This is a genomic window from Streptomyces sp. NPDC059852 (assembly GCF_042731455.1).
GTDB lineage: Bacteria > Actinomycetota > Actinomycetes > Streptomycetales > Streptomycetaceae > Streptomyces.
On sequence record NZ_JBHWJK010000004.1, the window covers coordinates 370186 to 393200 of the forward strand.

Below are 23015 nucleotides of genomic sequence, written 5' to 3' on the forward strand. Positions count from 1 at the left end.
CCATGCACGTCCTCGTACTCGGCGCCACCGGCTACCTCGGCACCCATGTCGCCGAGGAGCTGCGCGGGCTGCCCGGCGCCCGGGTCCTCGTCGCCGGACGCTCCCTCGCCGCCGACGTCACCGTCGACCTCGCCGCCGCCCGCCCACGGGACCTGGCGGTGGCGCTGGCCGAGGTCGCGCCCGACGCCGTCGTCAACTGCGCGGGCGCGACCGGCGGCGACGCCGTCACCCTGGCCGAGGTGAACGCCCGCGGCCCGGCCGTGCTGTGCGCGGCGCTGCGGGAGGCGGCACCGGGGGCACGCCTGGTCCATCTGGGCTCGGCCGCCGAGTACGGTCCCACGGAACCCGGCGTGCGCGTCACGGAGTCGGCGGCCACCCGGCCCGCCGGCCCGTACGGCGCGACCAAGCTGGCGGGCACGGTCGCGGTGACCGCGTCCGGCCTGGACGCGGTGGTTCTGCGGGTGGGCAACCCGGTGGGCGCGGGAGCCCCGCCCACCGGGCTGCCCGGCCGGGTCGCGGCCCTCCTCGCGGAGGCGGGCGACGACCCGGAGGCGGCACTGCGGCTCGGGGACCTGTCCGCCCACCGCGACTTCGTGGACGTCCGCGACGTGGCCCGGGCGGCCGCGCTGGCCGCCACCGCCGGGGGGCCGCTGCCGCCCGTGCTGAACATCGGCGGCGGCGACGCCCGGCCCGTCCGCGACCTCGTCCGCGCCCTCGCCGACGCGGCCGGGTTCCGGGGCCGGATCGCCGAGGCCGGGTCGGGCGGCTCCACCCGGTCCGCGCAGGTGTCCTGGCAGTGCTCGGACATCACCGCCGCCCGCGACGCCCTCGGCTGGACCCCGGAGCACCCCCTCACCGCGTCCGTGACCGCGCTGTGGGAGGCCGCCGGCCGCCGCCCCGAGGAGGTACGGGCACGGTGAACCTGCTGATCCCGCTGTACGTGCACCCGGCCGAGGACCCGGGCGCCTGGCACCGGCTCATCACCTGCGCGTCCCGCACCTACGGGGTCGTACTGAACCCGGCGAACGGCCCCGGCACCACCCCCGACCCGGCGTTCGCCAGGGCGGCCGAGGCGCTGCGCTCGGCGGGCGCCCGCCTCCTCGGCTACCTGGACACGGACTACGGGGCCCGCGAACCCGCCGAGATCACCGCCGACCTGCGCCGCCACCAGGAGTGGTACGGCGTCGACGGCTGCTTCCTCGACCAGACCCCGGCGGCCCCGGAGGCCCTGCCCGAGTGCCGCCGCCTGGTCCGCGCGGTCCGCCGCCTCGGCGCCTCGACGGTCGTGCTCAACCCGGGCGTCCACCCGGCCCCCGGCTACGCCCGCCTCGCCGACCTCACGGTCACCTTCGAGGGCCCCTGGTCCCGGTACGTCGCGGACTTCACCCGCCCCGCCTGGACGGAACGCGTCCCCGCCGACCGTCTGTGCCACCTGGTCTACGGCGTCCCGCACCCCCTGGTCCCCCTCGCCCTGCGCACGGCGGCGGAACGAGGCGCGGGCGTCTGCGGCCCGGTGACGGGCGATCTGCCCAACCCGTGGGCGGGGCTGACACCGGCGTTGGCGGAGCGGTGAGCACGCTGTCGCCGGGTCAGACGGTGAAACCACCGTCGACGGGCAGGGACGCCCCGGTGATGTAGGCGCCGTCCGCACCGGCCACATGGGCGACGGTGGCCGCGATCTCGGACGCCCGTGCATAGCGGCCCACCGCGGTGAACCCGGCGATCGCCTCGGCGTTCGGACCGTCGGCCGGGTTGGCGGCGGTGTCGGTGGGGCCGGGGATCACCAGATTGACGGTGATCCCCCGCGGGCCGAGCTCCCGCGCCAGCCCCTTCGTCATCCCCACCAGAGCCGACTTGCTCATCGCGTACAGCGCCAGTCCGGGGAAGACCGCGCGCTCGGCGACATTGCTGCCGATGCTGATGATGCGCCCGCCCGCCCCCATGTGGCGCGCGGCCGCCCGGCTTGCCGCGAACGGCGCCCGGACGTTCACCGCCAGGGTGCGCTCGACCTCGTCCGGTCCCAGTTCCTCGAGCGGGCCGACGAGGAAGACGCCGGCGTTGTTGACCAGGATGTCGAGTCCGCCGAACATCTCCACGGCCTCGTCCACGGCGGCGGTGACCTCCTCCGGGCGGGCGCTGTCGGCCCGTACGGCCAGCGCCCGGCGCCCCGCCGCCTCGATCCGCTCCACCACCTCCGTGGCCGCTCGCTCGTCGCTCTCGTAGGTCAGCACGACATCGGCGCCTTCTTCGGCCAGGCGTGTCGCCACGGCGGCACCGATGCCCCGGCTGCCGCCCGTCACCAGGGCCACGTTTCCCTCAAGTCGGTTCATGGCGTCGAGCATGGTGCGTGCCTCCGCCGGCGGCTGGCGCTCGAACGACGTCGACCTCCCAGGCTGCCCCGTCCCTCGGCGTCGCGCCCGGCCCCGAGCGGCGGTCACCCGTTCAGGCGACGTCAGCCCTGGACGAGTCCCTCCACGAGCATCCCCAGCGCCGACCTCGGCACGCCGTCGCCGGTCCCGCCCGACGACGGCGGCCAGGCCGGCCCCGCGTCGGTGGTCGTGGAGCCCTTGGTGTCGTTGACCCCCTGGAAGAGACCGAAGTCGACGGGCCCGTCGTCCGCCGAGGCGGGGAGGGCGGCGGCGAGCAGAGCGGCGCCGGCGAGCGCGGCACAGGCGATGATCCTCATGCCGGGTGCAACGACGGACCCGCCGCCCGGATGTCCGCGTCCACGCCGACGGAGCATTCTTCCCGGGTCCGCAGGTACGCCTCCAGCGCGGCGGCCCCGCTCAGCAGGGCCCGCCCGCGCGCCGAGAGCCGGCCGTGCCAGTCGCGCAGGGTGCCCTCCAGCGGCTCCAGCCCGCCCGCCGCCCGCACCTGGGTGATCAGCGGCGCGATCTGCTCCAGCAGGTAGCCCCCGCGCCGTAGTTGGCTGATCAGCCGGGCGTCGCGTACGTCCGCCCCGTCGTACACCCGGTACCCGGTCAGCGGGTCGCGGCGCGGGCGCACCAGCCCGGCGCGCTCCCACGCGCGCAGCGTCGCGGGCCGCACCCCGAGCTGCCGCGCGAGCGGGCCTACGAAGAGCCCACCCTCTCCCGGACCGGCCGGAGGCGCGGGCTCCAGGTCACCCAGCGCCCGCTCCACGGCCGACAGCGTCGCCCGGTCCTCGAGGAGTTGGGCGTGGGTTCCGGCGATGAGCCGGAACGCCTCCTCCGGCGCGTCCTGCCCGACGGCCCGCATGATCGCCGTCGCCGTGGCGTGCCCGTGGCCGGGGAGCAGGGCGAGGAAGGCGCGCAGGGCCGCCGCGTGCGTCTCGGTGTAGACCCGGTAGCCGGACGGGGTGCGGGCCGCGGGCGGCAGGATGCCGGCCTCCTCGTAGTTCCGGACCGCCTGCGTGGACAGACCGGCCCCGCGCGCCAGGTCGATCGGCCGCAGACGCCCACCCGTTTGAAGGTTGAGACCCATGACGGCAACGATATCGGGGCTCCCAGTGGCCCAAGTCTCCACCGGATCTTCAACGATAGCGTTGAAGGCATGGCTTCCGACCTCAAGGACCTCACCCACCCCCTCGACGCCTCGGCCCTCCTGGAGCAGCTTCCCGTCCGGCCCCGGATCCTCGCCCTGGGCGAGCCCACGCACGGTGAGGAGGCCCTGCTCGCCGTCCGCAACCGCCTCTTCCGGCAGCTCGTCGAACAGGAGGGCTTCCGCACGATCACGCTCGAGAGCGACTGCCTGCGGGCCCTTGCCGTGGACGCGTACGTCACCACGGGGGAGGGCACGCTCGACCAGGCCATGGAGCAGGGGCTCAGCCACGGCTGGGGCGCCTACGCCGGCAACCGCGACCTCGTGGGGTGGATGCGGGCCCACAACGAGCACCGGCCCTCCGGCGAGCACGTCCGCTTCGCCGGGTTCGACGGCCCACTGGAGATCACCGCCGCCTCCTCCCCGCGCCGGGCCCTCCTGGAACTGCACGCCCTGCTCTCCGCTCATGTGGACCCGGGCCTGCTGCCGTGCACCGCCGAGACCCTGGACCGGCTGCTCGGCGACGACGGGGGCTGGACCGACCCCGACGCCATGACGGACCCCGGCCGTTGCACGGGCCGGTCCGCCGAGGCCCGCCAACTCCGCCTGCTCACCGACGAACTGGTGGCCCTGTTCGACACGCAGGCACCGCACCTGGCCGCCGCCCTGACGCCCGACGCCTGGGACCGCGCCCGCCTGTACGCGCGGACCGCGACGGGCCTGCTGCGCTACCACCACGCCATGGCGGACGACTCACCCGCCCGGATGACCCGGCTGTGCGCGCTGCGGGACCTGATGATGGCGCAGAACCTCCTGGCCCTCGCGGAACGGGGGCCGGTGCTCGTCGCCGCCCACAACTCCCATCTCCAGCGCCCCAGGAGCAGCATGACGATGTGGCAGGGCCGCGTCGAGTGGTGGAGCGCAGGCGCGCTCGTGGAGGCCCGGCTCGGCTCCGGGTACGCCGTCGTGGCCACGGCGGTCGGGACCCTGCGGCACCGGGGCGTGGAGGCCCCGCCGCCCGAGACCGTCGAGGGGTTGTTGTACGGGCTCACCGAGGAGCCCTGCCTCGTCGACGTCGACGGGCTGACCGCCACCCTCGGTGATCCGTCGCCCCGCGTGTCCTCCTGGTTCGGCTACGCGCCGGTGGACCCGGCGCACCTGGCCGCCCTCGACGGTCTGGTGTACGTCAAGGACGTCGTCCCGGGGACGTAGAGGGAAGGGCGCGCCCGGCAGATCCTGGGCGCGCCCCGTTCACTACAGCGGTTGGACCCAGATGTTGCGGTACCGCACCTTGTTGCCGTGGTCCTGGAGGCGGATGGCGCCCGCCGACGCGGCCTCCGGCCGGCCGCCTCCGGTCGGGCCGTCGATCGCGACGTCGTCATGGACCTTCCTGCCGTTCCAGACGACGGTGACGCGCGCGTCGGCCGTCTTGGTGCCGTCGGTGTCGTAACGGGCCGCGCGGAAGGTGATGTCGTACGACTGCCAGGTCTCCGGCGCGGTTGCCGCGTTGACGTCCGGCGCCTTCTTCTCGTAGATCGCGCCGGCCTCGTTCGTGTCGAGCGTCGTGTCACCGTACGAGTCGAGGATCTGGACCTCGTAGCGGTCCTGGAGGTAGACGCCGCTGTTGCCCCGGTCCTGGCCCGTGACGTCGTCGGGCAGGTGCGGCACCCGGAACTCCACATGCAGTGCGAAGTCCTGGTACGCCTCCTTGCTGCGCAGGTCGCCGCAGCACACCTCCATCGACTTCCCCTCGGTGAGGGGCCATTCGGTGACGCGTCCGTCGGTGTGCTGCCACTGGCTCTGCGACGCGGCGGTGCCGTCGAAGAGGGTGACGCGCGCGCCGTGCGGGCGGACCGTGATCAGGTCCAGGTTGACGTGCCCGTCGTCACCGGCGTCGAAGCGGTACGCGACGGTGTTGTGCCCCTTCTTCAGGGTGACCCGTTCCGTCCGGGTGGACCAGGTCTCCCAGTCGCCGGTCGAGGGAAGCCTCGTCTGGCGCAGCTTCTTGCCGTTGGCGTACAGGGAGAGGGCCTTGGTGCCCTGGAAGGGGTTGGGGCCGTTGGAGTAGCGCAGGTTGACGTCGTAGTCGCCGGCCCTGGGCACCGTCACGTCGAACGTGGTCGCCGCCTTGCCCTCGGTGCCGTACCGGTCGACGAAGCCGCTGCCCGAGTAGCCGCCGTGGTCCCGGTTCACCCCGGCCGTCCCGGTCAGGCGTGCCTCCTCCGCCTCGTACAGCGTGGCGGGCGGCGGCTGTTCGCCCGGCAGGGCGTTGAGCGTGTACCAGGCCTCGGTGCTCCACAGCTTCTCGCCGGACGCGGAGGCGAACGGCCGCGGGGAGCGCACGTGTACGACACGGCCGGGTTTCAGTCCGTCGAGGCGTAGCCGGACGGTCCGTCCGTTCTTGGCGAGGGTCGCCGAGCCGACCGTGAGCCGCTCCTCCGCGATCTTCGGGCCGCCGTAGTCGGATGTCGGGGTGTACCGCCACTGTTCGGCCTGGTAGCGGGAGGCGAGCTTGTCCACGGTCTCCTGCGACAGGGGCTGGGTGTACTCCAGGTCGAAGCCGCCGGGGACGGCCCGCATCTCCTTGATGTCGAAGGTGTTGCCGCCGTTGGGGGTGAGCTTCTGCAGCCCGAACTTCAGCTTGCCCTCCTGTCCCCAGTTGCCGTCGGCGCCGAGCCCGCCCGCGTAGACGGCGCCGTCGGGGCCCAGCGTGATCCGGTTGACGCCGGCTTCGAGTCCCTGTGTGTAGCGGAAGACGGCGCCCTGGTACTGGCCCTTCACCTTCTCCAGGTAGGCGCGCTGGAGTCCGCCGTAGGTGACGTCGCCGATGAGCATCTGCCCGGCGAACCGGCCCTTGGTGAGATACAGCGGCGTACTGGGGGAGTTGGCGATCTCGTTCTGCGGCAGCCACAGCACGGGTTCGGTGACGGGCCGGTCGTCGAAGGGGCCGGACGGCTCGGTGTAGTGGTTGAAGAAGCGGTCCTGCTTGATGTGGACCAGCTTGGAGGCGGGCAGCCAGCCGCCCTGGTTGTCGGTGGTGAAGATGTCGCCGCCGGGCCCCCAGCCGATGCCGTTGGGGGTGCGCAGACCGCCCGCGATCGGCTGGATCTTCCCGGTCTTACGGTTGATCCGGTACGTGGTGCCCCGGCCGGGCGCCGGCTGCGGGGTGGTCGTCGCGCCGCCGTAGTCGATGGCGACGGACAGGTTCACGTAGAAGTAGCCGTCGCGGTACAGCAGGCCGAACGCGAACTCGTGGAAGTTCCCGCCGTACGGCCAGGTCGCCACCGTGCGGTACTCGTCCGTCACCGAGTCACGGTTCTTGTCGACGAGCCGGGTCAGCTCGTGTTTCTGCGACACGTACAGGGAGCCGTCGACGTACTTGATGCCCATGGGCTCGCGCAGACCGCTCGCCACCTTCTTGACGGTCACCTTGTCGCGGCTGGTCTCCCCGGTGACGTTGCCCAGCAGGTACACCTCGCCGGTCGTGGTCTCCGAGCCGCCCCAGGTGCTGATGGCCAGGCGTCCGTCGGGCAGCCAGTCCATGCCGGTGACCTGCGGTTCGAAGCCGTCGGGGCGCAGGTCGGTGAGGGTGAGGTCGGGCCGTACGTCCGTCAGGGGCAGCCCGTCGCCGGGGCTGTCCGCGCCGGACTCGCACTCCTTGCGGCCGGGGGCGGTCACCCGGACCACGCCGGCGTCCGTGCTCAGCGCCTCCGTCGGCACGATGGTGAAGTCGCTCGCGGAGGGTGGTTTCCAGGCCAGTGCGAGGCGCTGGTCGCCGCCCCGCTCGAAGTAGTCGATGCGGAACGGGTGCGAACCGGCGGTGAGCTGGACCGATCCGTCCTTCGGCTCGGCTCCGTGCAGACCGTCGTGGTCGACGACGGTCCGGTCGTCGATGGTCAGCCGTGAGCCGTCGTCGCTGGTGAGCCGGAAGGCGTAGGAGCCGTCGTCCGGGATCACGAGGTAACCGGACACCACTGCCGAGAAGTTGTCGGCGAAGCCGCCGAAGTCGCCGGTCGTGGACCAGTCCACGGTCGGCATCAGCTTGTCGTGGTTCGGTGTCTGGCCGGGCTTGAGGGTGCACAGCTTGCTGAGCGGGACCTGGGTGTCGAACACCCGCAGGGTCACGCCCGGTTCCTGTGGCGGGATGTCGGCGGGGACGGCGGCGGACGGGGGCGCCGCCACGACGCCTCCGACCAGCAGGGCGCCGAGGAGAAGGGGAGTGAGTCTTCTTCGGGCACGGCGGAACAACCGTGGATGCATCGGTCCTCCAGAACGGACCGGAGGCCGCCGGATCGCTCTCCGGTCGAGTGACCCTCTGCGCGGGAGACGCGCAGAGGCGGTACTCGTTGCGGTTGCGCCGTTACCGTAGGGGACTTTCTCCGCGCACGTCCATACTTTGTCATCAGTGAGTTCAAAGTCCGGCCGGCTGGACGACCCGTCATGTTCGTACACGGGGAGAGGCCGGGCGCACGGCCCCTGCGGGTGCGGCGTGGCCGCCCAGGGCGCACGCTGTTGTACGGGCGTACCCCCGAGCGCGCGAGGCGACTGGACCTCGGAGGTGGATGCAACCCTTGGGCAACGATCCCCTCGGCCATGTCGACCAGGCGGCGGCCTCGATGCTGGAGGCACTGTTCACCCAGTCCCCGATCGGGCTGCACCTCGTCGACCCCGACCTGCGCGTGGTCCGCGTCAACACCGCGGCGCCCTGGATGCGCGGCGTCAGCCTCGACGAGATCCGGGGGCAGCGGGCCAGGGACGTCTACCACCTCGTCGACGCCGACGTCGAGGCGCTTCTGAAGGACGTCCTCGACACCGGCACGCCCCTGCTCAGCCATGTCGTACGGGCCCTGGTCGACGAGGCACCCGTGGAGCGCACGTTCGAGGTCAACGCGCTGCGACTGCAGGGAGCCGAGGGGAAGGTGCTCGGGGTCGGCGTCATCGCCGTCGACGTCACCGAGCGGGAGCGGGCCCACGCCAGGACCCGCATGCTCGACCGGGTACGGGAACGCGTCGGCCGGACCCTGGACCCGGTCGTCATCGGCGAGGAGCTCGCCGCGATCCTGGTGCCCGACTTCGCGGACCTGGTGACCGTCGAGGTGGAGGACGCCGTCATCCGCGGCGACGACCCGCCCCTGGCCACCGCCCCCATCGGCACCCTGGTGATGCGCACCGCCTTCCGCAGCGCGGTCGCGGGCGCGGTGCCGCAGATCCACGCGGTGGGCGACGTCCGCCGCCTCACGGACCCGACGCCGTTCACCCAGGCCCTGGCCGACCTGAGCCCCCGGATGGTCCGGCTCGGCCCGGACACCCCCTGGCTCGCCGCCGACCCCGCCCTCGCGCTGGCTGTGGACGCCGCGCGGGGCCACTCGCTCCTCGTCGTCCCGCTGGCGCTGCGGGACGCGGCCCTCGGCCTCGTCAGCCTCTACCGCGCCGACCGCTCACCCGTCTTCGACGAGGAGGACCGGGCCCTCGCCATGGAGGTGGGCACCCACACCGCGCTGTGCCTCGACAACGCGCGGCGCTACACGCGCGAGCACACGATCGCCGCCACGGTCCAACGGCAACTGCTGCCCCGCCGCCCCGAGGCCCAGGCATGGCTGGAGACCGCCTACCTCTCCCTCACCGGAGCCGATCCGGGCGCCTGGTACGACACGACGGCCCTGTCCAGCGCCCGCACCGCCATCGTCGTGGGCAAGGTGTCCGGGCGCGGCCTGGAGGCGGCCGCCACCATGGGCCAGCTGCGCACGGCCATCCGCTCCCTGTCGGCGTTCGACCTGACCCCGGACGAACTGCTCGCCCGGCTCCACGACACCGCGTCCCGGCTCGCCGCCGAACGGGCGCGGCTGCCCCTCGGCGACCCCCTGCGCCAGGAGGAGCTGACCGCCGACTGCGTGTACGCGGTCCACGACCCGCTGACCGGAAGCTGCACGGCGGCCGCCGCCGGCCACCTGGCCCCGCTGGTCGTCCGGCCGGACGGCACGGTCTCGCTGCTCGACACCCCGGCCGGGCCACGCCTCGGGAGCGCGGAGGGTGCCCCGTTCGCGGCCGTCGACGTCGGCGTACCGGCCGGCAGCGTCCTGGTGTTCACCAGCGACCCGCTGCTCACCGCGTACCTCGCCGAGCGCCCCGGCCCGCTGGCCTCGGTGTCCCGCTACGGCGACCGCCCGCTGCAGGACCTGTGCGACGACCTCGTCTACGCACTCCCGGCCGGGATGGGTGTCCGGGACGCCGCCGTGATCGTCGCGCGGACCCGGGCCTTCCCGGCCGACCAGTGCGCGATCTGGCCGCTCGAACCCGACCCGACGGCCGTCTCCGTGGTCCGGCGCCGCACACGCGAGCAGCTCACCACGTGGGGCGTGGACGAGGAGACCGCCTACAACACGCAGCTCATCGCCAGCGAACTCGTCACCAACGCCCTGCGGTACGGACGTCCGCCCATCGAGCTGCGCCTGATCCGTGGCCGCACCCTCACCTGCGAGGTGCGGGACGCCGACACGGCCGCCCCGCACCTGCGCCACGCGGGCACCGTCGACGAGGGCGGGCGCGGCCTGTTCATCGTCGCCCAGCTGGCGCAGGCGTGGGGGACCCGGCCTGCCGCACCCGGCAAGACGATCTGGGCCGAGCAGACCCTGTGACGGCGCCCCCGTCGGGGGTCAGCGCCGGCGGCCGCGCGCCGCCCAGCCGCTGCCTATCCCCGCGACGTGCAGGGCGAGCAGCATGAGACCGATCAGCATGAAGTTGACCGACGTGAAGACGTCGTTGGTGGCGATGTCCGCCGCGTTGATCAGGAAGGAGATGAAGAACAGAACCGCCGCGATGATGCCCAGCACGTGGTGCCTCCTCGAAAGTAGGGATTCGCCGGTGGGGGTGGCTCCCCGCGTATGCCCCGGCCCGGCGTCCTCACGCACGGCGACCGTGCGCCACCCCGCGTGGCCGGTAGATGGCCCGTACAGTTGAATCGGCGGCCTCGGCGGGGCCGAGCCCGGCATCCTCAGCGGCCGACCCCCACGGCGAGCGAACGGAAGCACCCATGCACCACGCCTCCGGCCTCCCGGACGACGACTCCGGCACCCTGTTCGGGCTGGACGCGCTCGGACCGGCCCCCGCCCCGGCCGAGCGGCACTCCGCGTTCCGGACCTCCGCCGGCGCCCGCCGCCTGCTGCCCGTCCGGGAGATCTACGCCGAGCCGGCCGCCGCGGCCTCCCCGCGCGGACGGCAGATCATCGCCCGGTACCCCGACGCCGAGGTGATCCCGGTCGACTCGCACTGGCGCATCCCGGGCCTGCACGGCAACGAGGGCAACATCGACCGCTGGGTGCGGGTCAAGGGCGAGACGCTCGTGCTCGGCGAGAAGAAGACCCTCACCACCCGGCCCAACGGCCGGTCGGCGGACTGGATCGCCCCCGGCCCCTCCAACGGCTGCGCGATGGCCTGCGCCTACTGCTACGTGCCCCGCCGCAAGGGCTACGCCAATCCCATCACCGTCTTCACCAACATCGACCGGATCATCGCCCACCTGGCCCGGCACGTCACCAGGCAGGGACCCAAGCCCGAGCCGAACCAGTGCGACGCCGAGGCCTGGGTGTACGACATCGGCGAGAACGGCGACTGCTCCGTGGACGCCCTGATCTGCGACAACACCGCCGACCTGGTGCACGCCTTCCGGCAGTGGCCCACCGCCAAGGCGTCCTTCGCCACCAAGTTCGTCAACCCCGACCTGCTGGCCCTCGACCCCCGCGGCCGTACCCGCGTCCGCTTCTCGGTGATGCCGCCGGACGACTCCCGGCTCCTCGACGTGCGCACCTCGCCCGTCGCCGACCGGATCGCCGCCGCGGCGGACTTCCTCGACGCCGGGTACGAGGTGCACTTCAACCTCTCACCCGTCGTCGTACGGCCCGGCTGGGAGGACGCCTGGGCCGACCTGCTGCGCCATCTGGACGACGTGCTGCCCGCGCGGGTCAAGGAGCAGGCCGCCGCCGAGGTGATCATGCTGACCCACAACGAGGAGCTGCACGAGGTCAACCTCGGCTGGCACCCTCGTGCCGAGGACGTCCTGTGGCGGCCGGACATCCAGCAGGCCAAGCGGTCGCAGAACGGCGCCCGCAACGTCCGCTACCGCAACGGGATCAAGGGGGATTCCGTGGCGGCGCTGCGTGCCCTGATCGGCCGGCACGCCCCGTGGCTGCGGGTGCGCTACGCCTTCTAGTTAGACCCCGCGTCCGAGGGGTAGTCGGGTGGCCCGTACGGGAACGGCTCATCCGGCGCCCCCTCCGCCGGTGGGCCGTCCTCGTGTGGCAGGACACGGCGAGGCGCCTGACGATGGGTGGGCCATGCACAGTATCGAGCAGACGATCGAGATCGCGGTGCCCGTGCGCACCGCGTACAACCAGTGGACCCAGTTCCAGCACTTCCCGCGCTTCATGACCACGGTGCGCGAGGTGGACCAGATCAAGCCGTCCCTGACCTCGTGGACGCTCGCCGCCGGTCCGCTGCGCGGGACCTTCCAGGCCGAGATCGTGGAGCAGGAACCCGACTCGCACCTCGTCTGGCGCAGCCTCGACGAACGGCCCGGGCACCGGGGGCGCGTCTCGTTCGCGCCCACCCCGGACGGCGGTACGGCCCTCACCGTGCGGATGGAGATCGGCCTGAACGGCCCCGCCGGGCTGGTCCCCGGCGTCTCCCCGCTCGCCGGCCGGGTCGTGGCCGCCGAGCTGCGGCACTTCAAGGAGTACATCGAGGGGCTGGGGCAGGAGAGCGGGGCCTGGCGGGGCACCATCCGCGACGGCCGCCTGCGGCGCGCCGAGGCCGAGCGGAACGTCAGCGGAGTGCCCTGCTGGCCCCACGGCTGAGCCCCCGAGAACCGTACGACTGAGAGGCGACTCGCGATGAAGAAGGCGCCCGGCGACGAGCCGGACGAGGACCTGACCGTCACTCCGCCCAAGAAGTGGGCCGCGGGCGTCCCCGCGGTGGCCCACGCCCTGGAGTACTCCCTGGAGGAGACGTCGGCCCGGCGCACCGGCACGACCCTGCTGACCATGAACCAGGTCGACGGCATCGACTGCCCCGGCTGCGCCTGGGCGGATCCGGCCCCGGGCCACCGGCATCGCAACGAGTACTGCGAGAACGGCGCCAAGCACATCAACGACGAGGCGACCACCCGGCGCATCGGCGCGGACTTCTTCCGCGAGCACTCCGTGCCGGACCTCGCCGGCCGCTCCGACGCCTGGCTGAACCAGCAGGGCCGGCTGACCGAGCCGATGGTCAAGCGGCCGGGCTCGGACCACTACGAGCCGATCAGCTGGAACGACGCCGTCGGGCTGATGGCCGAGGAGCTGACCTCGCTCGACACCCCCGACGAGGCCGTGTTCTACACCTCGGGGCGGGCGAGCAACGAGGCGGCGTTCGTCCTGCAGCTGTTCGCCCGCGCGCTCGGCACCAACAACCTGCCCGACTGCAGCAACCTCTGCCACGAGTCCAGCGGATACGCCCTGCACGAGACGCTGGGCACCGGCAAGGGCACGGTCAGCCTCCACGACCTGCACCACGCCGACCTGATCTTCCTGGTGGGCCAGAACCCCGGCTCCAACCATCCGCGCCAGCTGTCCGCCCTCGAACAGGCCAAGCGCAACGGCGCCCGCATCATCGCCGTCAACCCGCTCCCCGAGGCCGGGCTGCTGCGGTTCAAGAACCCGCAGAAGCCCCGCGGCGTCATCGGCCCGGGCACGCAGATCGCCGACCGCTTCCTGCGCATCCGCAACGGCGGTGACCTCGCCCTCTTCCAGGCCGTCAACCGGCTGCTCCTGGAGGCCGAGGACGCCCGGCCCGGCGAGGTGCTCGACCACGACTTCATCGACGCCGACACCACCGGCTTCGAGGAGTTCGCCCGGCACGTCCGCGGCGTCGAGTGGGACGACGTCCTCGCCGCCACCGGCCTGACCCGCGACGAGATCGAGCAGGTCCGCGACGAGGTGCTGCGCAGCGAGCGCGTCGTCGTCTGCTGGGCGATGGGCCTCACCCAGCACAAGCACGCCGTACCCACGATCCGCGAGATCGTGAATTTCCTGCTGCTGCGCGGCAACGTCGGCCGGGCCGGCACCGGCGCCTGCCCGGTGCGCGGGCACAGCAATGTGCAGGGCGACCGCACCATGGGCATCTGGGAGCAGATGCCGGACTCGTTCCTCGACGCGCTCAAGGAGGAGTTCGGCTTCGACCCGCCGCGCGCCCACGGCTACGACTCGGTCAACGCGATCCGGGCGATGCGCGAGGGCAAGGTGAAGTTCTTCCTCGGGCTGGCCGGCAACTTCGTGCGCGCCACCCCCGACAGCACGGTCACCGAGGAGGCCGTACGCCGCTGCCGGCTGACGGCGCACATCTCCACCAAGCTCAACCGCTCCCACACGGTGTGCGGCGACACCGCGCTCATCCTGCCCGCCCTCGGCCGCACCGAACGGGACGTGCAGGCGACCGGCGAGCAGTTCGTGACCGTGGAGAACTCGATGAGCGAGGTGCACACCTCACGGGGACGGCTGCGGCCCGCGTCCTCCCTGCTGCTCAGCGACATCGCCATCCTGTGCCGGCTGGCCCGCCGCACCCTCGGCGACAAGCCCGACATCGCCTGGGAGCGGTTCGAGGCCGACTACGGCGTGATCCGCGACCACATCGCCCGGATCGTCCCCGGCTTCGAGGACTACAACCGGCGGGTGTCCCGCCCCGGCGGCATCCAGCTGATGAACCCGGTCAACGAGGGCGTCTACTCCACCGGCACCGGCCGGGCCCTGTTCACCTCCAACAGCGCCGAGGCGCCCCGCGTGCCCGAGGGACACCTGCTGCTGCAGACCCTGCGCTCGCACGACCAGTGGAACACCGTGCCGTACACGTCCAACGACCGGTACCGGGGCATCCACGGCAGCCGCCGTGTCGTCCTCGTCAACCCGGACGACGTGCGCGCGCTGGGACTCGGCGACGGCGAGCGCGTCGACCTGGTGAGCGTCTGGTCCGACGACGTCGAGCGGCGCGCCGAGGACTTCCGCGTCGTGCCGTACCCGACGGCCCGGGGCTGCGCCGCCGCGTACTACCCGGAGACGAATCTGCTGGTGCCGCTGGACAGCGTGGCCGACCACAGCAACCAACCGACCTTCAAGTCGATCGTCGTCCGGCTGGAGCCGGCGCGGGTGGGCGCCGAGCAGGCCTGACACACGACGGCCCCGGACGCGATCACCGCGTCCGGGGCCGTCGTGTCTCCTGATTCAGTTGCGGGCGCCCAGGTTGCGCCGGAAGGAGCCCGGGGTGCGCAGGGCCCGTTCGATCTCCTCCAGCGACCGGTTGCGGGTCTCGGGGACCTTGAGGGCCACGAAGATCACGCAGAGCACGTTCATGGCGGCGTACACGAAGAACGTGCCCGAGCGGCCGATCGTGTTGATCGCGGTGAGCGCGGTGACGGCGATCAGGAGGTCGAAGCCCCACACGGACACCGTGGCCAGGCTGGTCGCCGGGCCCCGCACGCCCAGCGGCAGGATCTCCGGGGCGATCACCCACACCACCGACTGCATGCCGATGCCGTTGAACAGGATGTAGGCGAACAGCGAGAGGATGACCACCCACCGCTGCACGGGCGAGTCGCCCGCGAGGAACGCCAGCCCCAGCACGGCCATGGACAGCCCCGACAGCGGCAGGAACCACAGCATGGTGCGCCGCCGGCCCACCGCGTCCAGCGCTACCGCGCCGACGATGCCGGCCACCACCAGCATGGCGCCGATGCCGATGCCGGTGAGCAGCGCGACCGAGGTGCCGAAGCCCGCGTCGGAGAGGATCGCCGGGGCGTAGTAGACGACCGCGTTGATGCCGGTGAGCTGGGAGAAGGCGGCGACGCCCACGGCGATCAGCAGCGCGGGGCGCACCCAGGGCCGGCGCACGGCCCGCCAGCCGTCCCGCGTCGGCGCCGACGACACCTCGCCGATCGCGGTGATCTCCGCGTCGACGTCCGTGCCGGGGGACCGCAGACCGCGCAGCACCCGGCGCGCCTCCTCACGGCGCCCCTGCTCCACGAGCCAGCGAGGGCCCTCGGGCAGCCGCACGATGCCGAACGCCAGGACGGCCGCGGGCACGGTCGCCAGCCCGAACATCAGCCGCCAGCCTCCGGTGTCGGCCAGCAGCCAGCCGCAGAAGAAGGAGACCAGCTGCCCGATCGCCACCATGAGCTGGAACAGCACCATCAGCCGGCCGCGGATGGCGGGCGGGGCGACCTCCGCGATGTAGACCGGCACCATGTTCGACGCCCCGCCGACGGCGAGACCGAGGACGAACCGTGCCGCGATCAGCGTGCCGGTGCCCGGGGCGACGGCGGCCGCCGCGGCCCCGGCCGCGAACACGACCGCCACCCACAGCACGACCCGGCGCCGGCCGTGCCGGGCGGCGAGCCGCCCCGAGCACAGGGCACCGACCATGGCGCCGACCAGGATGACGCTGACGACGATCTCCTGCCCCCGGGAGGACAGACCGAGGTCCTCCCGCAGATGCAGCAGCGCGCCGGAGATGATGCCGGTGTCGTAGCCGAACAGCAGGCCGCCGAGCGCGGCGACGGCCGCCACCGCGTACACCTGACGCGGCGGACGGGCCGGCGCCGCCGGCTCGGTGAGCGTGGCGGTGGCCGCCTCAGGCATCGCCCATGACCAGACCCTCGATGGTGTGCTTCTGCGTGACGGGCGTCAGCTCGTCCACGACGGCGACGTCCAGGTGCCGGCGCACCCGCTCGGGCAGCGCCTCCCAGTAGCCGCGCGTGACGGCGGCGTCGTGCCGCTCGCCGTTGGTGGCCTCCGGTCCGTCGACGCCGAGGACCAGGACCGGACGCGACTTGCTCGACTGGTTGGCCGTGCCGCGGTGGATGGTCAGGGCGCTGCGGGCGGAGATGTCACCGCGCTGAGGGTACTTGCGCACGGCGCGCCCGGCGTACCGCGGGTAGTGCGAGCGGGGCGGGAACATGCCGTGCCCGAACTCCGGGCTGTCGTCCCACTGGGTGCCCGGGGCTATCTCGAAGGGCCCCATGTCCTCGGCGGTGTCCACGGTGGTGACGTTGAAGGCCAGCGAGGTCAGCCGGCGCTCGCGCCGCGTCTCCTCCGGCATGGGGAAGTCCCGGTGCCAGGGCTGGTTCACGGCGCCCTCCAGCGGGACGTCGAAGCCGAGCTCCACGATGCGGTAGTCGGGGCCGAGCACCGCGGCGCACACCGAGCGGACCCACGGGTGGTCGACCAGCTCGACGAAGCCCCGGATCTGCTCGGGGTGGATCTCGACGTAGTAGCGGTGGGGGCCGCGCCCCACGGCACCGCCCGGGCGGGACAGCGCCTCCTGGAAGGCCGCGTCGACGTCCTCGCGCAGCCGGTCCGCCCACGCGACGGAGAAGGCGCCCTTGCGGGCGGTGATCCCGTCGCCGTAGAGCGCCTCGACGTCGGGACGGACGTCGACGTCGAGAGCGGCCGGGTCGACGCCGGGGTACAGGTGCGCGGTCATTCGGTGCCTCCTTGCACTGCGATGGATCCCCCTCATCGTGCAGCGTTGCATGCAACGTTGCAATACCCTGCGGGGAACCTTGTCGGATCGCCCCGGACGCGTGGGAGGATGGCCACCGTGAGTAGTCGCCTGAAAGATGTCGCCGCCCTCGCGGGCGTCTCGGTCCGGACCGTGTCGAACGTCGTCAGCGGATCGGGCAACGTCGCCGAGGCCACGCGGCAGCGTGTCCAGCAAGCCCTCGACGAACTCGGTTACCGGCCCAACCTCGCCGCACGCAACCTCCGGGCGGGCCGCACCGGACTCATAGGCCTCGTCGTCCCCGAGCTGTACTCGCCCTACTTCGGCGAACTGGCCAGCCTCATCGTGGAGGCCGCGCAGCAGCGCTCCTGGACCGTGATCATCGACCAGACCTTCGGCGACGCCGAGGCCGAACGGCGCCTCCTCGACGGCACCCAGGGGCGGCTGGTGGACGGCCTGATCATCAGCCCCTGGGCCCTCGGCCCCGAGGAGGTCACCACCCACGCGCGCAACGCGCCCGTGGTCCTCCTCGGCGAGCGCCCGCCCCGCGGACTCGCCGACCGGGTCGCCGTCGACAACGTCGCCGCCGCCGACGAGGCCACCACCCACCTCCTCGAAGCCGGCCGCCGCCGTATCGCCGCCATCGGCCTCCAGCCCCACCTGCGCAACGGCACCGCCGACCAGCGCCTGGCCGGCTACCGCGACGCCCTGCGCCGCGCGGGCGCGGTCGTCGACGACGCGCTGGAACGCCCCGTCCGCGAGCTCCACCGCGAGGACGGCGCGCAGGCCATGGCCGCCCTCCTCGACGACCCCTCGGCGGCACCCGACGCCGTCTTCGCGTTCACCGACGAACTCGCGCTCGGCGCACTCCACGTGGCCCACGAACGCGGACTGCGCGTGCCCGAGGACCTGGCCGTCGTCGGCTTCGACGACATCGAGGACGGGCGCTACGCCCAGCCGCCCCTCACCACCGTCGCCCCCGACAAGCGGCAGCTCGCCGAACGCGCCCTGCAGTGCCTCGCCGACCGCATCTACAGCCCCGACAACGGCGTGCCCCCGCTGGACGTCGTCGTGCCGCACCACCTCGAAGTGCGGGGGAGCAGTGCTCGCAAGACATGAGCGCCCGGCTGCCCCTTCCCCGTGTGGGGCGCGGAAGCGGCGGGTACTCGCGGCGCGTCCGCACCCGACCCGACTCACGAGGAGGCCGCGATGCCCGGCACCGAGGACCAGGACAAGACCCACCCGCTCGAGGAGGTCACCGGCGAGCGTGACGTCCCCCCGGAGGAGGACGAGGACAGGAAGCGGGACGAGGACCCGGCACAGCACGGCGACGACTCCGAGGGCCGGTAGAACCGAGCCGGCGGGGGCGTCGCCGGTACGCAGGGGAGTGGTGATGACCAGGACCATCGCGGAGCAGACGGAGGAGCAACTCGGCGGCCCGGACGGCATTCTGGCGCGGCAGCGCCGGGACCACCGGGAGATGACCCGGCTGATGGACCGCTACCGGGAGGCCGGGCCGGGCGACGACGGGGAGCGCGCGCTCAAGGACGTCGTCCAGCTCGTCTTCAGTCACGCGTTCGCCGAGGAGTCCGTGCTCTGGCCGGCCGTACGGCGCTCGGTCCCGGACGGGGAGGAGCTGACCTCCCGGGTGGAGGAGGAGCACCAGCAGATCAACGACCTGTTCACCGACATCGAGCGCCTGGCCCCCGGCAGCCCCGAGCGCGAGGACGGGATCGCGCGGGCGTTCGCGCTCATCGAGCAGGACATCAGGGACGAGGAGGACCTTCTGCTGCCCCGCCTCCAGGAGGCGGTCGACACCCCGCGGCAGCGCCGGCTCGGCACCGCCTGGGAGGCCGTCCGCAAGACGGCGCCGACCCATCCCCACCCCGTCGTCCCGCGTCGCCCACCCGGCAACGCGATCGCGGGCGTACCCCTGAGCGTCTACGACCGAGCCCGGGACGCCCTAGGTCGTGTCCCCTCGACATCGGCGTGGCGGACGCTCGCCGTCCCGGGCGCGCTGCTCGCGGCGGCGGTGCTGGTGGGGGCGTGGCGCAGGCGACGCTGAGCCGTGTCCGGTTCCTTGCGGCGAAGCGAGTCGTGACCCCGCCGCGTGACATCATCCGCCCATGAGCAGCGATCTGGGAGTAAGCGCTCTGGCGATCAACGTCGTGATCCCCGAGGAGCTCCGCTGGACGGACACCCGGCGCGGGGAGACGTTCATGCTGACCACGCTCAACGTGAGGCTCCTCCCCGACGGGCACCTCGCCGTGAAGGCCTACGGCAGACCGGTCGCGGGTGGTCGCGGCGCCTACGTCTCCTTCCCGGTGCCCGACAGGCCGGAGTTGGCGGCCCTGATCTCCGAAGCGGGCAGCCGCGCGGGGGAGTTGTGGGCCGCCCATCGCGGTCTCGGCTGATCTCCGGCCCCTGCGCCCCCGCCCGCCCCGTGCACACCCCTTGTCGCGGCGCACAGCCCGCCCATAGGATCCGTAGGCAATGGATTGAATCGTTTCAGTGAAATGCCGGGCAGTCAACTCCACCTCAAGTGGGGGGAGTTGTCGATGCGACCAAAGGAGCGAGCATGCCGGGAAGCTGGGACCGCAGAACCTTTCTCCGCGCCACCGCGGGCACGGTAGGGGCGGGCGTGCCCCTCCTGTCCGTCGCGGGCACGGCGTCCGCGTCCGCAGCGCCGGCCGGTCAGGGCGGCGGCACCGGCCTGCGCGTCGTCCGCACCACCGTGGAGCACAAGGAGAACCTCCTCGGGACCGACATGGCGCGCCCGATGCTCGCCTGGGAGGCGGAGTCGCCGGGGCACGGCGCACGCCAGAGCGCCTACCGCGTCCAGGTGCGGACCGGCGGCAAGGACTGGAGGCGCTCGCTCGTCTGGGACTCGGGCAAGGTGACCTCCGCGAACAGTGTGGGCGTGCCCTACGGCGGCCCTGCCCTCGCGCCCCGCACCCGCTACGAGTGGCGGGTCAGGATCTGGGACGGAGAGGGCAGGGCGTCCGGCTGGAGCGCCCCGCGCTGGTTCGAGACAACGATGTCACCCGAGGAGTGGGGCGCCCACTGGATCGGTGAGGCCACACCCCGCCCGCCCGACCTCACCGGCGCCTCGTGGATCTGGGCCACCGGCGCCACCACCCAGAACGCCCCCGTCGGCCCGCGCCGGTTCCGGGGACGCCTCCCGCTGCCCGACGGAACCGACGTGGTGAGCGCCGTCGTCGTGGCGACCGCCGACGACGACTTCACCCTCCACCTCGACGGCCGCCGCGTGCTCCACGCCCCCGAGCAGCAGGACGGCTGGCGGGCCGGCCGCACCGCCGACGTCACCGAAGAGGCCGTGGAGGCGGTCCGCGCGGGCCGGGACCTGGTGCTCGCCGTCGAGGCCACCAACCGTCCGGGACCGTCCGTCAATCCGGCCGGACTCGTCGTCCGGCTCATCGTCGGGACGGCGTCGGGGCAGACGCACGAACTGCGCACCGGCGCCGGCTGGCGCGCCGCCGAGAGCGAGCAGGAGGACTGGCAGAGCCCCGGGTTCGACGACTCCGGCTGGCCGGCCGCCGTGGTGCTCGCCCCCTACGGCCAGGGCCCCTGGGGCGACGACGTCGCCGTCACCACACCCGAACTGCCCGCGCCCCTGCTGCGCAGGGAGTTCCAGGTGCGCCGCCCCGTGCTCCGGGCCCGTCTGCGGATCAGCGGTCTCGCGTACCACGAGGCCGAGATCAACGGGCGGCGCGTCGGACGCCAGGTGCTCGACCCCGGTTTCACCGACTACGACGAGACGGTGCTGTACGCCGTCCACGACGTCACCGACCTCGTCCGCCGGGGCACCAACGCCATCGGCGTGACCCTGGGCCGCGGGTTCTACGGCATGACCACCCCGAACGCGTGGAACTGGAACCGGGCGCCCTGGCACTCCGAGCCCCGCCTCATCGCCCGCCTGGAGATCGACCACCCCGACGGGTCCACCACGACCGTCGTCACCGACGAGCGATGGCGCATCACGGAGGGGCCCACCCTCTCCAACTCCCTGTACGCGGGGGAGACGTACGACGCACGCCGTGCGCCCGGCGGCTGGACGCGTCCCGGCTTCGACGACTCCGCCTGGCGTGCCGCCGAGGTCCGGGACGCGCCGAAGGGGCGGCTGAAGGCTCAGCCCCACGACGGCATCGAGATCGTCGAGTCGTTCCGGCCGGAGCGGATCACCCGGCACGCCTCCGGCGACCACGTCGTGGACATGGGCCGCACCATGGCCGGCTGGGCGCGGATCACCGTGCGGAACCTCCCGGCCGGCACCCGCGTCACCCTCACCTACGGCGAGAAACTGAAGGACGACGGCACCGTCTTCGCCGAGAACCCCCTGGTCCCCGGGCGCTTCCAGCGCGACGAATACGTCTGCGCAGGCCGGGACGAGGAGACCTGGGAACCCTCGTTCTCGTACAAGGGCTTCCGGTACGTCCAGATCGGCGGGCTGCCGGGCGCGCTCCGCACCGACCAGATCCTGGGACGGCTCGTGCACACCCCGTTGGAGGAGGTCAGCTCCTTCGCGTGCTCGGAGCCGTTCTACGAGTGGCTCGACGGGGCCATGCGCCGGACGATCCTCAACAACATGCACGGCATCCCGACCGACACCCCCGTGTACGAGAAGAACGGCTGGACCGGCGACGCCCAGCTCGGCACCCCGGTGATGACGTACGCCTTCGCGATGCACCGCATGCTCGCGAAGTGGCTCGGCGACCTCGCCGACAGCCAGACCTCCGCCGGGCAGCTCCCGGTGATCGTGCCGAGCGGCGGCTGGGGGTACGGGGACCTCGGCCCGTCCCCCGAGTGGACGACGGTGTACCCCTTCGTCGTCCGCGAGCTGTACCGGGTGTACGGCGACGAGCGCATCGCGCGCGAGCACTGGTCGGCGCTGACCCGCTACCTGGACTGGGAACTGGCCAGGCTCCGCGACGGCCTCGCCGTGACCGCGCTGGGTGACTACCTGGCCCCGGGGTACGGCGGCAACCCGCCGGAGGACACCCGGCTCACCGCGACGGCGTATCTGCACCGGGCGCTGGTGGTCACCGCCGAGATGGCCGACGTGCTGCACGACGACGCGGTGGCCACGCGCTACCGGGACGCGGCCGGGCGGCTGAAGGACGCCCTGAACGCGGAGTTCCTGGGCCCGGAGGGCCACTACCGCACGGCCAAGGACCCCGGTTACCGGCAGACCTCGAACGCGATCCCCCTCGCCTTCGGCCTGGTACCCAAGGACGCCCGCTCCTCGGTGTTCGCCAGCCTGGTGCGGGACATCGAGGCGCGCGGCAACCACCTCGACACGGGCGCGCTCGGCACCAGTGTGCTGCTGCGGGTGCTGTGCGACGGCGGGCGGCCGGACGTCGCCCACGCGGTGGCCACCCAGCGCACCTACCCCGGCTGGGGGTACTGGCAGGAGAACGGCGCGGACACCATGTGGGAGATGTGGCCGCGGGACTCCCGCTCCCGCGACCACTACTTCCAGGGCACCGTGGCGCAGTGGCTGTACGAGAACGTGGCCGGTCTGCGGCCGGGCGACGCCGGGTACGCCACCTTCTCCGTACGGCCGGACGCCCGGACGGGCCTCGAGTGGGCCCGCACGTCGATCCGCACCGTCCGGGGCACCGCGGGCGTCTCGTGGAAGCGGACGGCGACCGGTTTCCGGATGGAGGTGGAGGTACCGGTGGGCGCGGTCGCCGAGGTCCACGTCCCGGCGGCCGGCCCGGACGACGTGACGGCACCGCAGGGGGCCCGGTACCTGCGGATGGACCGGGGCTTCGCGGTCCACCGGGTCGCGCACGGCACCTGGGGCTTCCGGGCCCGCGTCTGAGCACGGGTGAAGGGGGGCCGGGGGGGGGGGGGGGGGGGGCCCCCCCCCCCCCCCCGGGGCGGGGGGCCCCCCCCCCCCCCGGGGGGCCGCGCTGAGTGGGCCCGCCGGGGGGGGGTGGGTTAAAAAAAAA

At 73.1% G+C, this 23015-nt stretch carries 19 protein-coding genes; 12 read left to right on the forward strand and 7 right to left on the reverse strand.

Going from position 1 to position 23015, the window contains the following annotated elements; all coding sequences use genetic code 11:
- The first annotated feature begins 2 nt into the window (after positions 1 to 2).
- Both ACFV46_RS07880 and ACFV46_RS07885 read left to right on the forward strand, forming a co-directional pair.
- Positions 3 to 920, forward strand: a complete 918-nt coding sequence (locus ACFV46_RS07880; RefSeq protein ID WP_385497403.1) for an NAD-dependent epimerase/dehydratase family protein — start codon at positions 3 to 5, stop codon at positions 918 to 920.
- Positions 917 to 1573 carry a spherulation-specific family 4 protein gene (locus ACFV46_RS07885; RefSeq protein ID WP_376726119.1) on the forward strand — a complete coding sequence of 219 codons (657 nt, stop codon included), beginning with the start codon at positions 917 to 919 and terminating at the stop codon, positions 1571 to 1573. Before ACFV46_RS07880 ends, ACFV46_RS07885 begins: the two co-directional genes overlap by 4 nt.
- A gap of 16 nt (positions 1574 to 1589) precedes the next feature.
- Here ACFV46_RS07885 and ACFV46_RS07890 read toward each other — a convergent pair whose 3' ends face one another.
- The 3 genes from ACFV46_RS07890 to ACFV46_RS07900 all read right to left on the reverse strand — a co-directional run bounded on the left by ACFV46_RS07890 (position 1590) and on the right by ACFV46_RS07900 (position 3462).
- On the reverse strand, positions 1590 to 2330 hold the full coding sequence (locus ACFV46_RS07890; RefSeq protein ID WP_361936382.1) for an SDR family oxidoreductase: 741 nt from the start codon (positions 2328 to 2330) through the stop codon (positions 1590 to 1592).
- Positions 2331 to 2452: 122 nt separating this feature from the next.
- Positions 2453 to 2686 carry a hypothetical protein gene (locus ACFV46_RS07895; protein WP_361936379.1) on the reverse strand — a complete coding sequence of 78 codons (234 nt, stop codon included), beginning with the start codon at positions 2684 to 2686 and terminating at the stop codon, positions 2453 to 2455.
- Positions 2683 to 3462, reverse strand: a complete 780-nt coding sequence (locus tag ACFV46_RS07900; RefSeq protein WP_385497405.1) for a TioE family transcriptional regulator — start codon at positions 3460 to 3462, stop codon at positions 2683 to 2685. The genes ACFV46_RS07895 and ACFV46_RS07900 overlap by 4 nt, the downstream gene beginning before the upstream one ends.
- A gap of 69 nt (positions 3463 to 3531) precedes the next feature.
- Here ACFV46_RS07900 and ACFV46_RS07905 point away from each other — a divergent pair, with 69 nt between their 5' ends.
- Positions 3532 to 4731, forward strand: coding sequence for an erythromycin esterase family protein (locus ACFV46_RS07905; protein WP_385497407.1), 1200 nt, complete (start codon positions 3532 to 3534; stop codon positions 4729 to 4731).
- Between the two features lie 42 nt (positions 4732 to 4773).
- Here the strand turns inward: ACFV46_RS07905 and ACFV46_RS07910 are convergent, their stop codons facing one another.
- Positions 4774 to 7779, reverse strand: coding sequence for a family 16 glycoside hydrolase (locus ACFV46_RS07910; RefSeq protein ID WP_385497409.1), 3006 nt, complete (start codon positions 7777 to 7779; stop codon positions 4774 to 4776).
- A 302-nt stretch (positions 7780 to 8081) separates the two neighbouring features.
- On the opposite strand from ACFV46_RS07910, the gene ACFV46_RS07915 reads away from it, so the two are divergent.
- Positions 8082 to 10154: a SpoIIE family protein phosphatase gene (locus tag ACFV46_RS07915; protein ID WP_385497410.1), complete on the forward strand. Its 2073-nt coding sequence runs from the start codon at positions 8082 to 8084 to the stop codon at positions 10152 to 10154.
- Between the two features lie 18 nt (positions 10155 to 10172).
- Here the strand turns inward: ACFV46_RS07915 and ACFV46_RS07920 are convergent, their stop codons facing one another.
- Positions 10173 to 10349 (reverse strand): hypothetical protein, encoded by a 177-nt coding sequence (locus tag ACFV46_RS07920; RefSeq protein ID WP_151782464.1) that lies wholly within the window; start codon positions 10347 to 10349, stop codon positions 10173 to 10175.
- Positions 10350 to 10549: 200 nt separating this feature from the next.
- Here ACFV46_RS07920 and ACFV46_RS07925 point away from each other — a divergent pair, with 200 nt between their 5' ends.
- The 3 genes from ACFV46_RS07925 to ACFV46_RS07935 all read left to right on the forward strand — a co-directional run bounded on the left by ACFV46_RS07925 (position 10550) and on the right by ACFV46_RS07935 (position 14711).
- A complete protein-coding gene (locus ACFV46_RS07925; protein WP_361936365.1) occupies positions 10550 to 11725 on the forward strand; it encodes a spore photoproduct lyase family protein in 1176 nt (391 codons plus the stop codon).
- Between the two features lie 124 nt (positions 11726 to 11849).
- Positions 11850 to 12368 (forward strand): SRPBCC family protein, encoded by a 519-nt coding sequence (locus tag ACFV46_RS07930; RefSeq protein ID WP_376726125.1) that lies wholly within the window; start codon positions 11850 to 11852, stop codon positions 12366 to 12368.
- Positions 12369 to 12404: 36 nt separating this feature from the next.
- A complete protein-coding gene (locus ACFV46_RS07935) occupies positions 12405 to 14711 on the forward strand; it encodes an FdhF/YdeP family oxidoreductase (protein ID WP_376726126.1) in 2307 nt (768 codons plus the stop codon).
- A 54-nt stretch (positions 14712 to 14765) separates the two neighbouring features.
- On the opposite strand, the gene ACFV46_RS07940 is transcribed toward ACFV46_RS07935, so the two are convergent.
- The gene (locus ACFV46_RS07940; RefSeq protein ID WP_385497413.1) at positions 14766 to 16178 is read right to left on the reverse strand and encodes a sugar porter family MFS transporter; all 1413 of its coding nucleotides are present in this window, start codon (positions 16176 to 16178) and stop codon (positions 14766 to 14768) included.
- Entirely contained in the window at positions 16171 to 17022 is an 852-nt protein-coding gene (locus ACFV46_RS07945) for a phytanoyl-CoA dioxygenase family protein (protein WP_361936354.1), read from the reverse strand. The genes ACFV46_RS07940 and ACFV46_RS07945 overlap by 8 nt, the downstream gene beginning before the upstream one ends.
- A gap of 117 nt (positions 17023 to 17139) precedes the next feature.
- Here ACFV46_RS07945 and ACFV46_RS07950 point away from each other — a divergent pair, with 117 nt between their 5' ends.
- The 5 genes from ACFV46_RS07950 (at position 17140) to ACFV46_RS07970 (ending at position 22885) form a co-directional block, all read left to right on the forward strand.
- The gene (locus ACFV46_RS07950) at positions 17140 to 18159 is read left to right on the forward strand and encodes a LacI family DNA-binding transcriptional regulator (RefSeq protein WP_376726128.1); all 1020 of its coding nucleotides are present in this window, start codon (positions 17140 to 17142) and stop codon (positions 18157 to 18159) included.
- A gap of 90 nt (positions 18160 to 18249) precedes the next feature.
- Complete coding sequence (locus ACFV46_RS07955) at positions 18250 to 18390, forward strand: hypothetical protein (protein ID WP_361936350.1); 141 nt, start codon at positions 18250 to 18252, stop codon at positions 18388 to 18390.
- A 43-nt stretch (positions 18391 to 18433) separates the two neighbouring features.
- Entirely contained in the window at positions 18434 to 19105 is a 672-nt protein-coding gene (locus tag ACFV46_RS07960) for a hemerythrin domain-containing protein (protein WP_385497415.1), read from the forward strand.
- 61 nt (positions 19106 to 19166) lie between these two features.
- Positions 19167 to 19454, forward strand: a complete 288-nt coding sequence (locus ACFV46_RS07965) for a hypothetical protein (RefSeq protein WP_376726130.1) — start codon at positions 19167 to 19169, stop codon at positions 19452 to 19454.
- Between the two features lie 227 nt (positions 19455 to 19681).
- The gene (locus ACFV46_RS07970; RefSeq protein ID WP_385497417.1) at positions 19682 to 22885 is read left to right on the forward strand and encodes a family 78 glycoside hydrolase catalytic domain; all 3204 of its coding nucleotides are present in this window, start codon (positions 19682 to 19684) and stop codon (positions 22883 to 22885) included.
- The last annotated feature ends 130 nt before the right edge of the window (positions 22886 to 23015 follow it).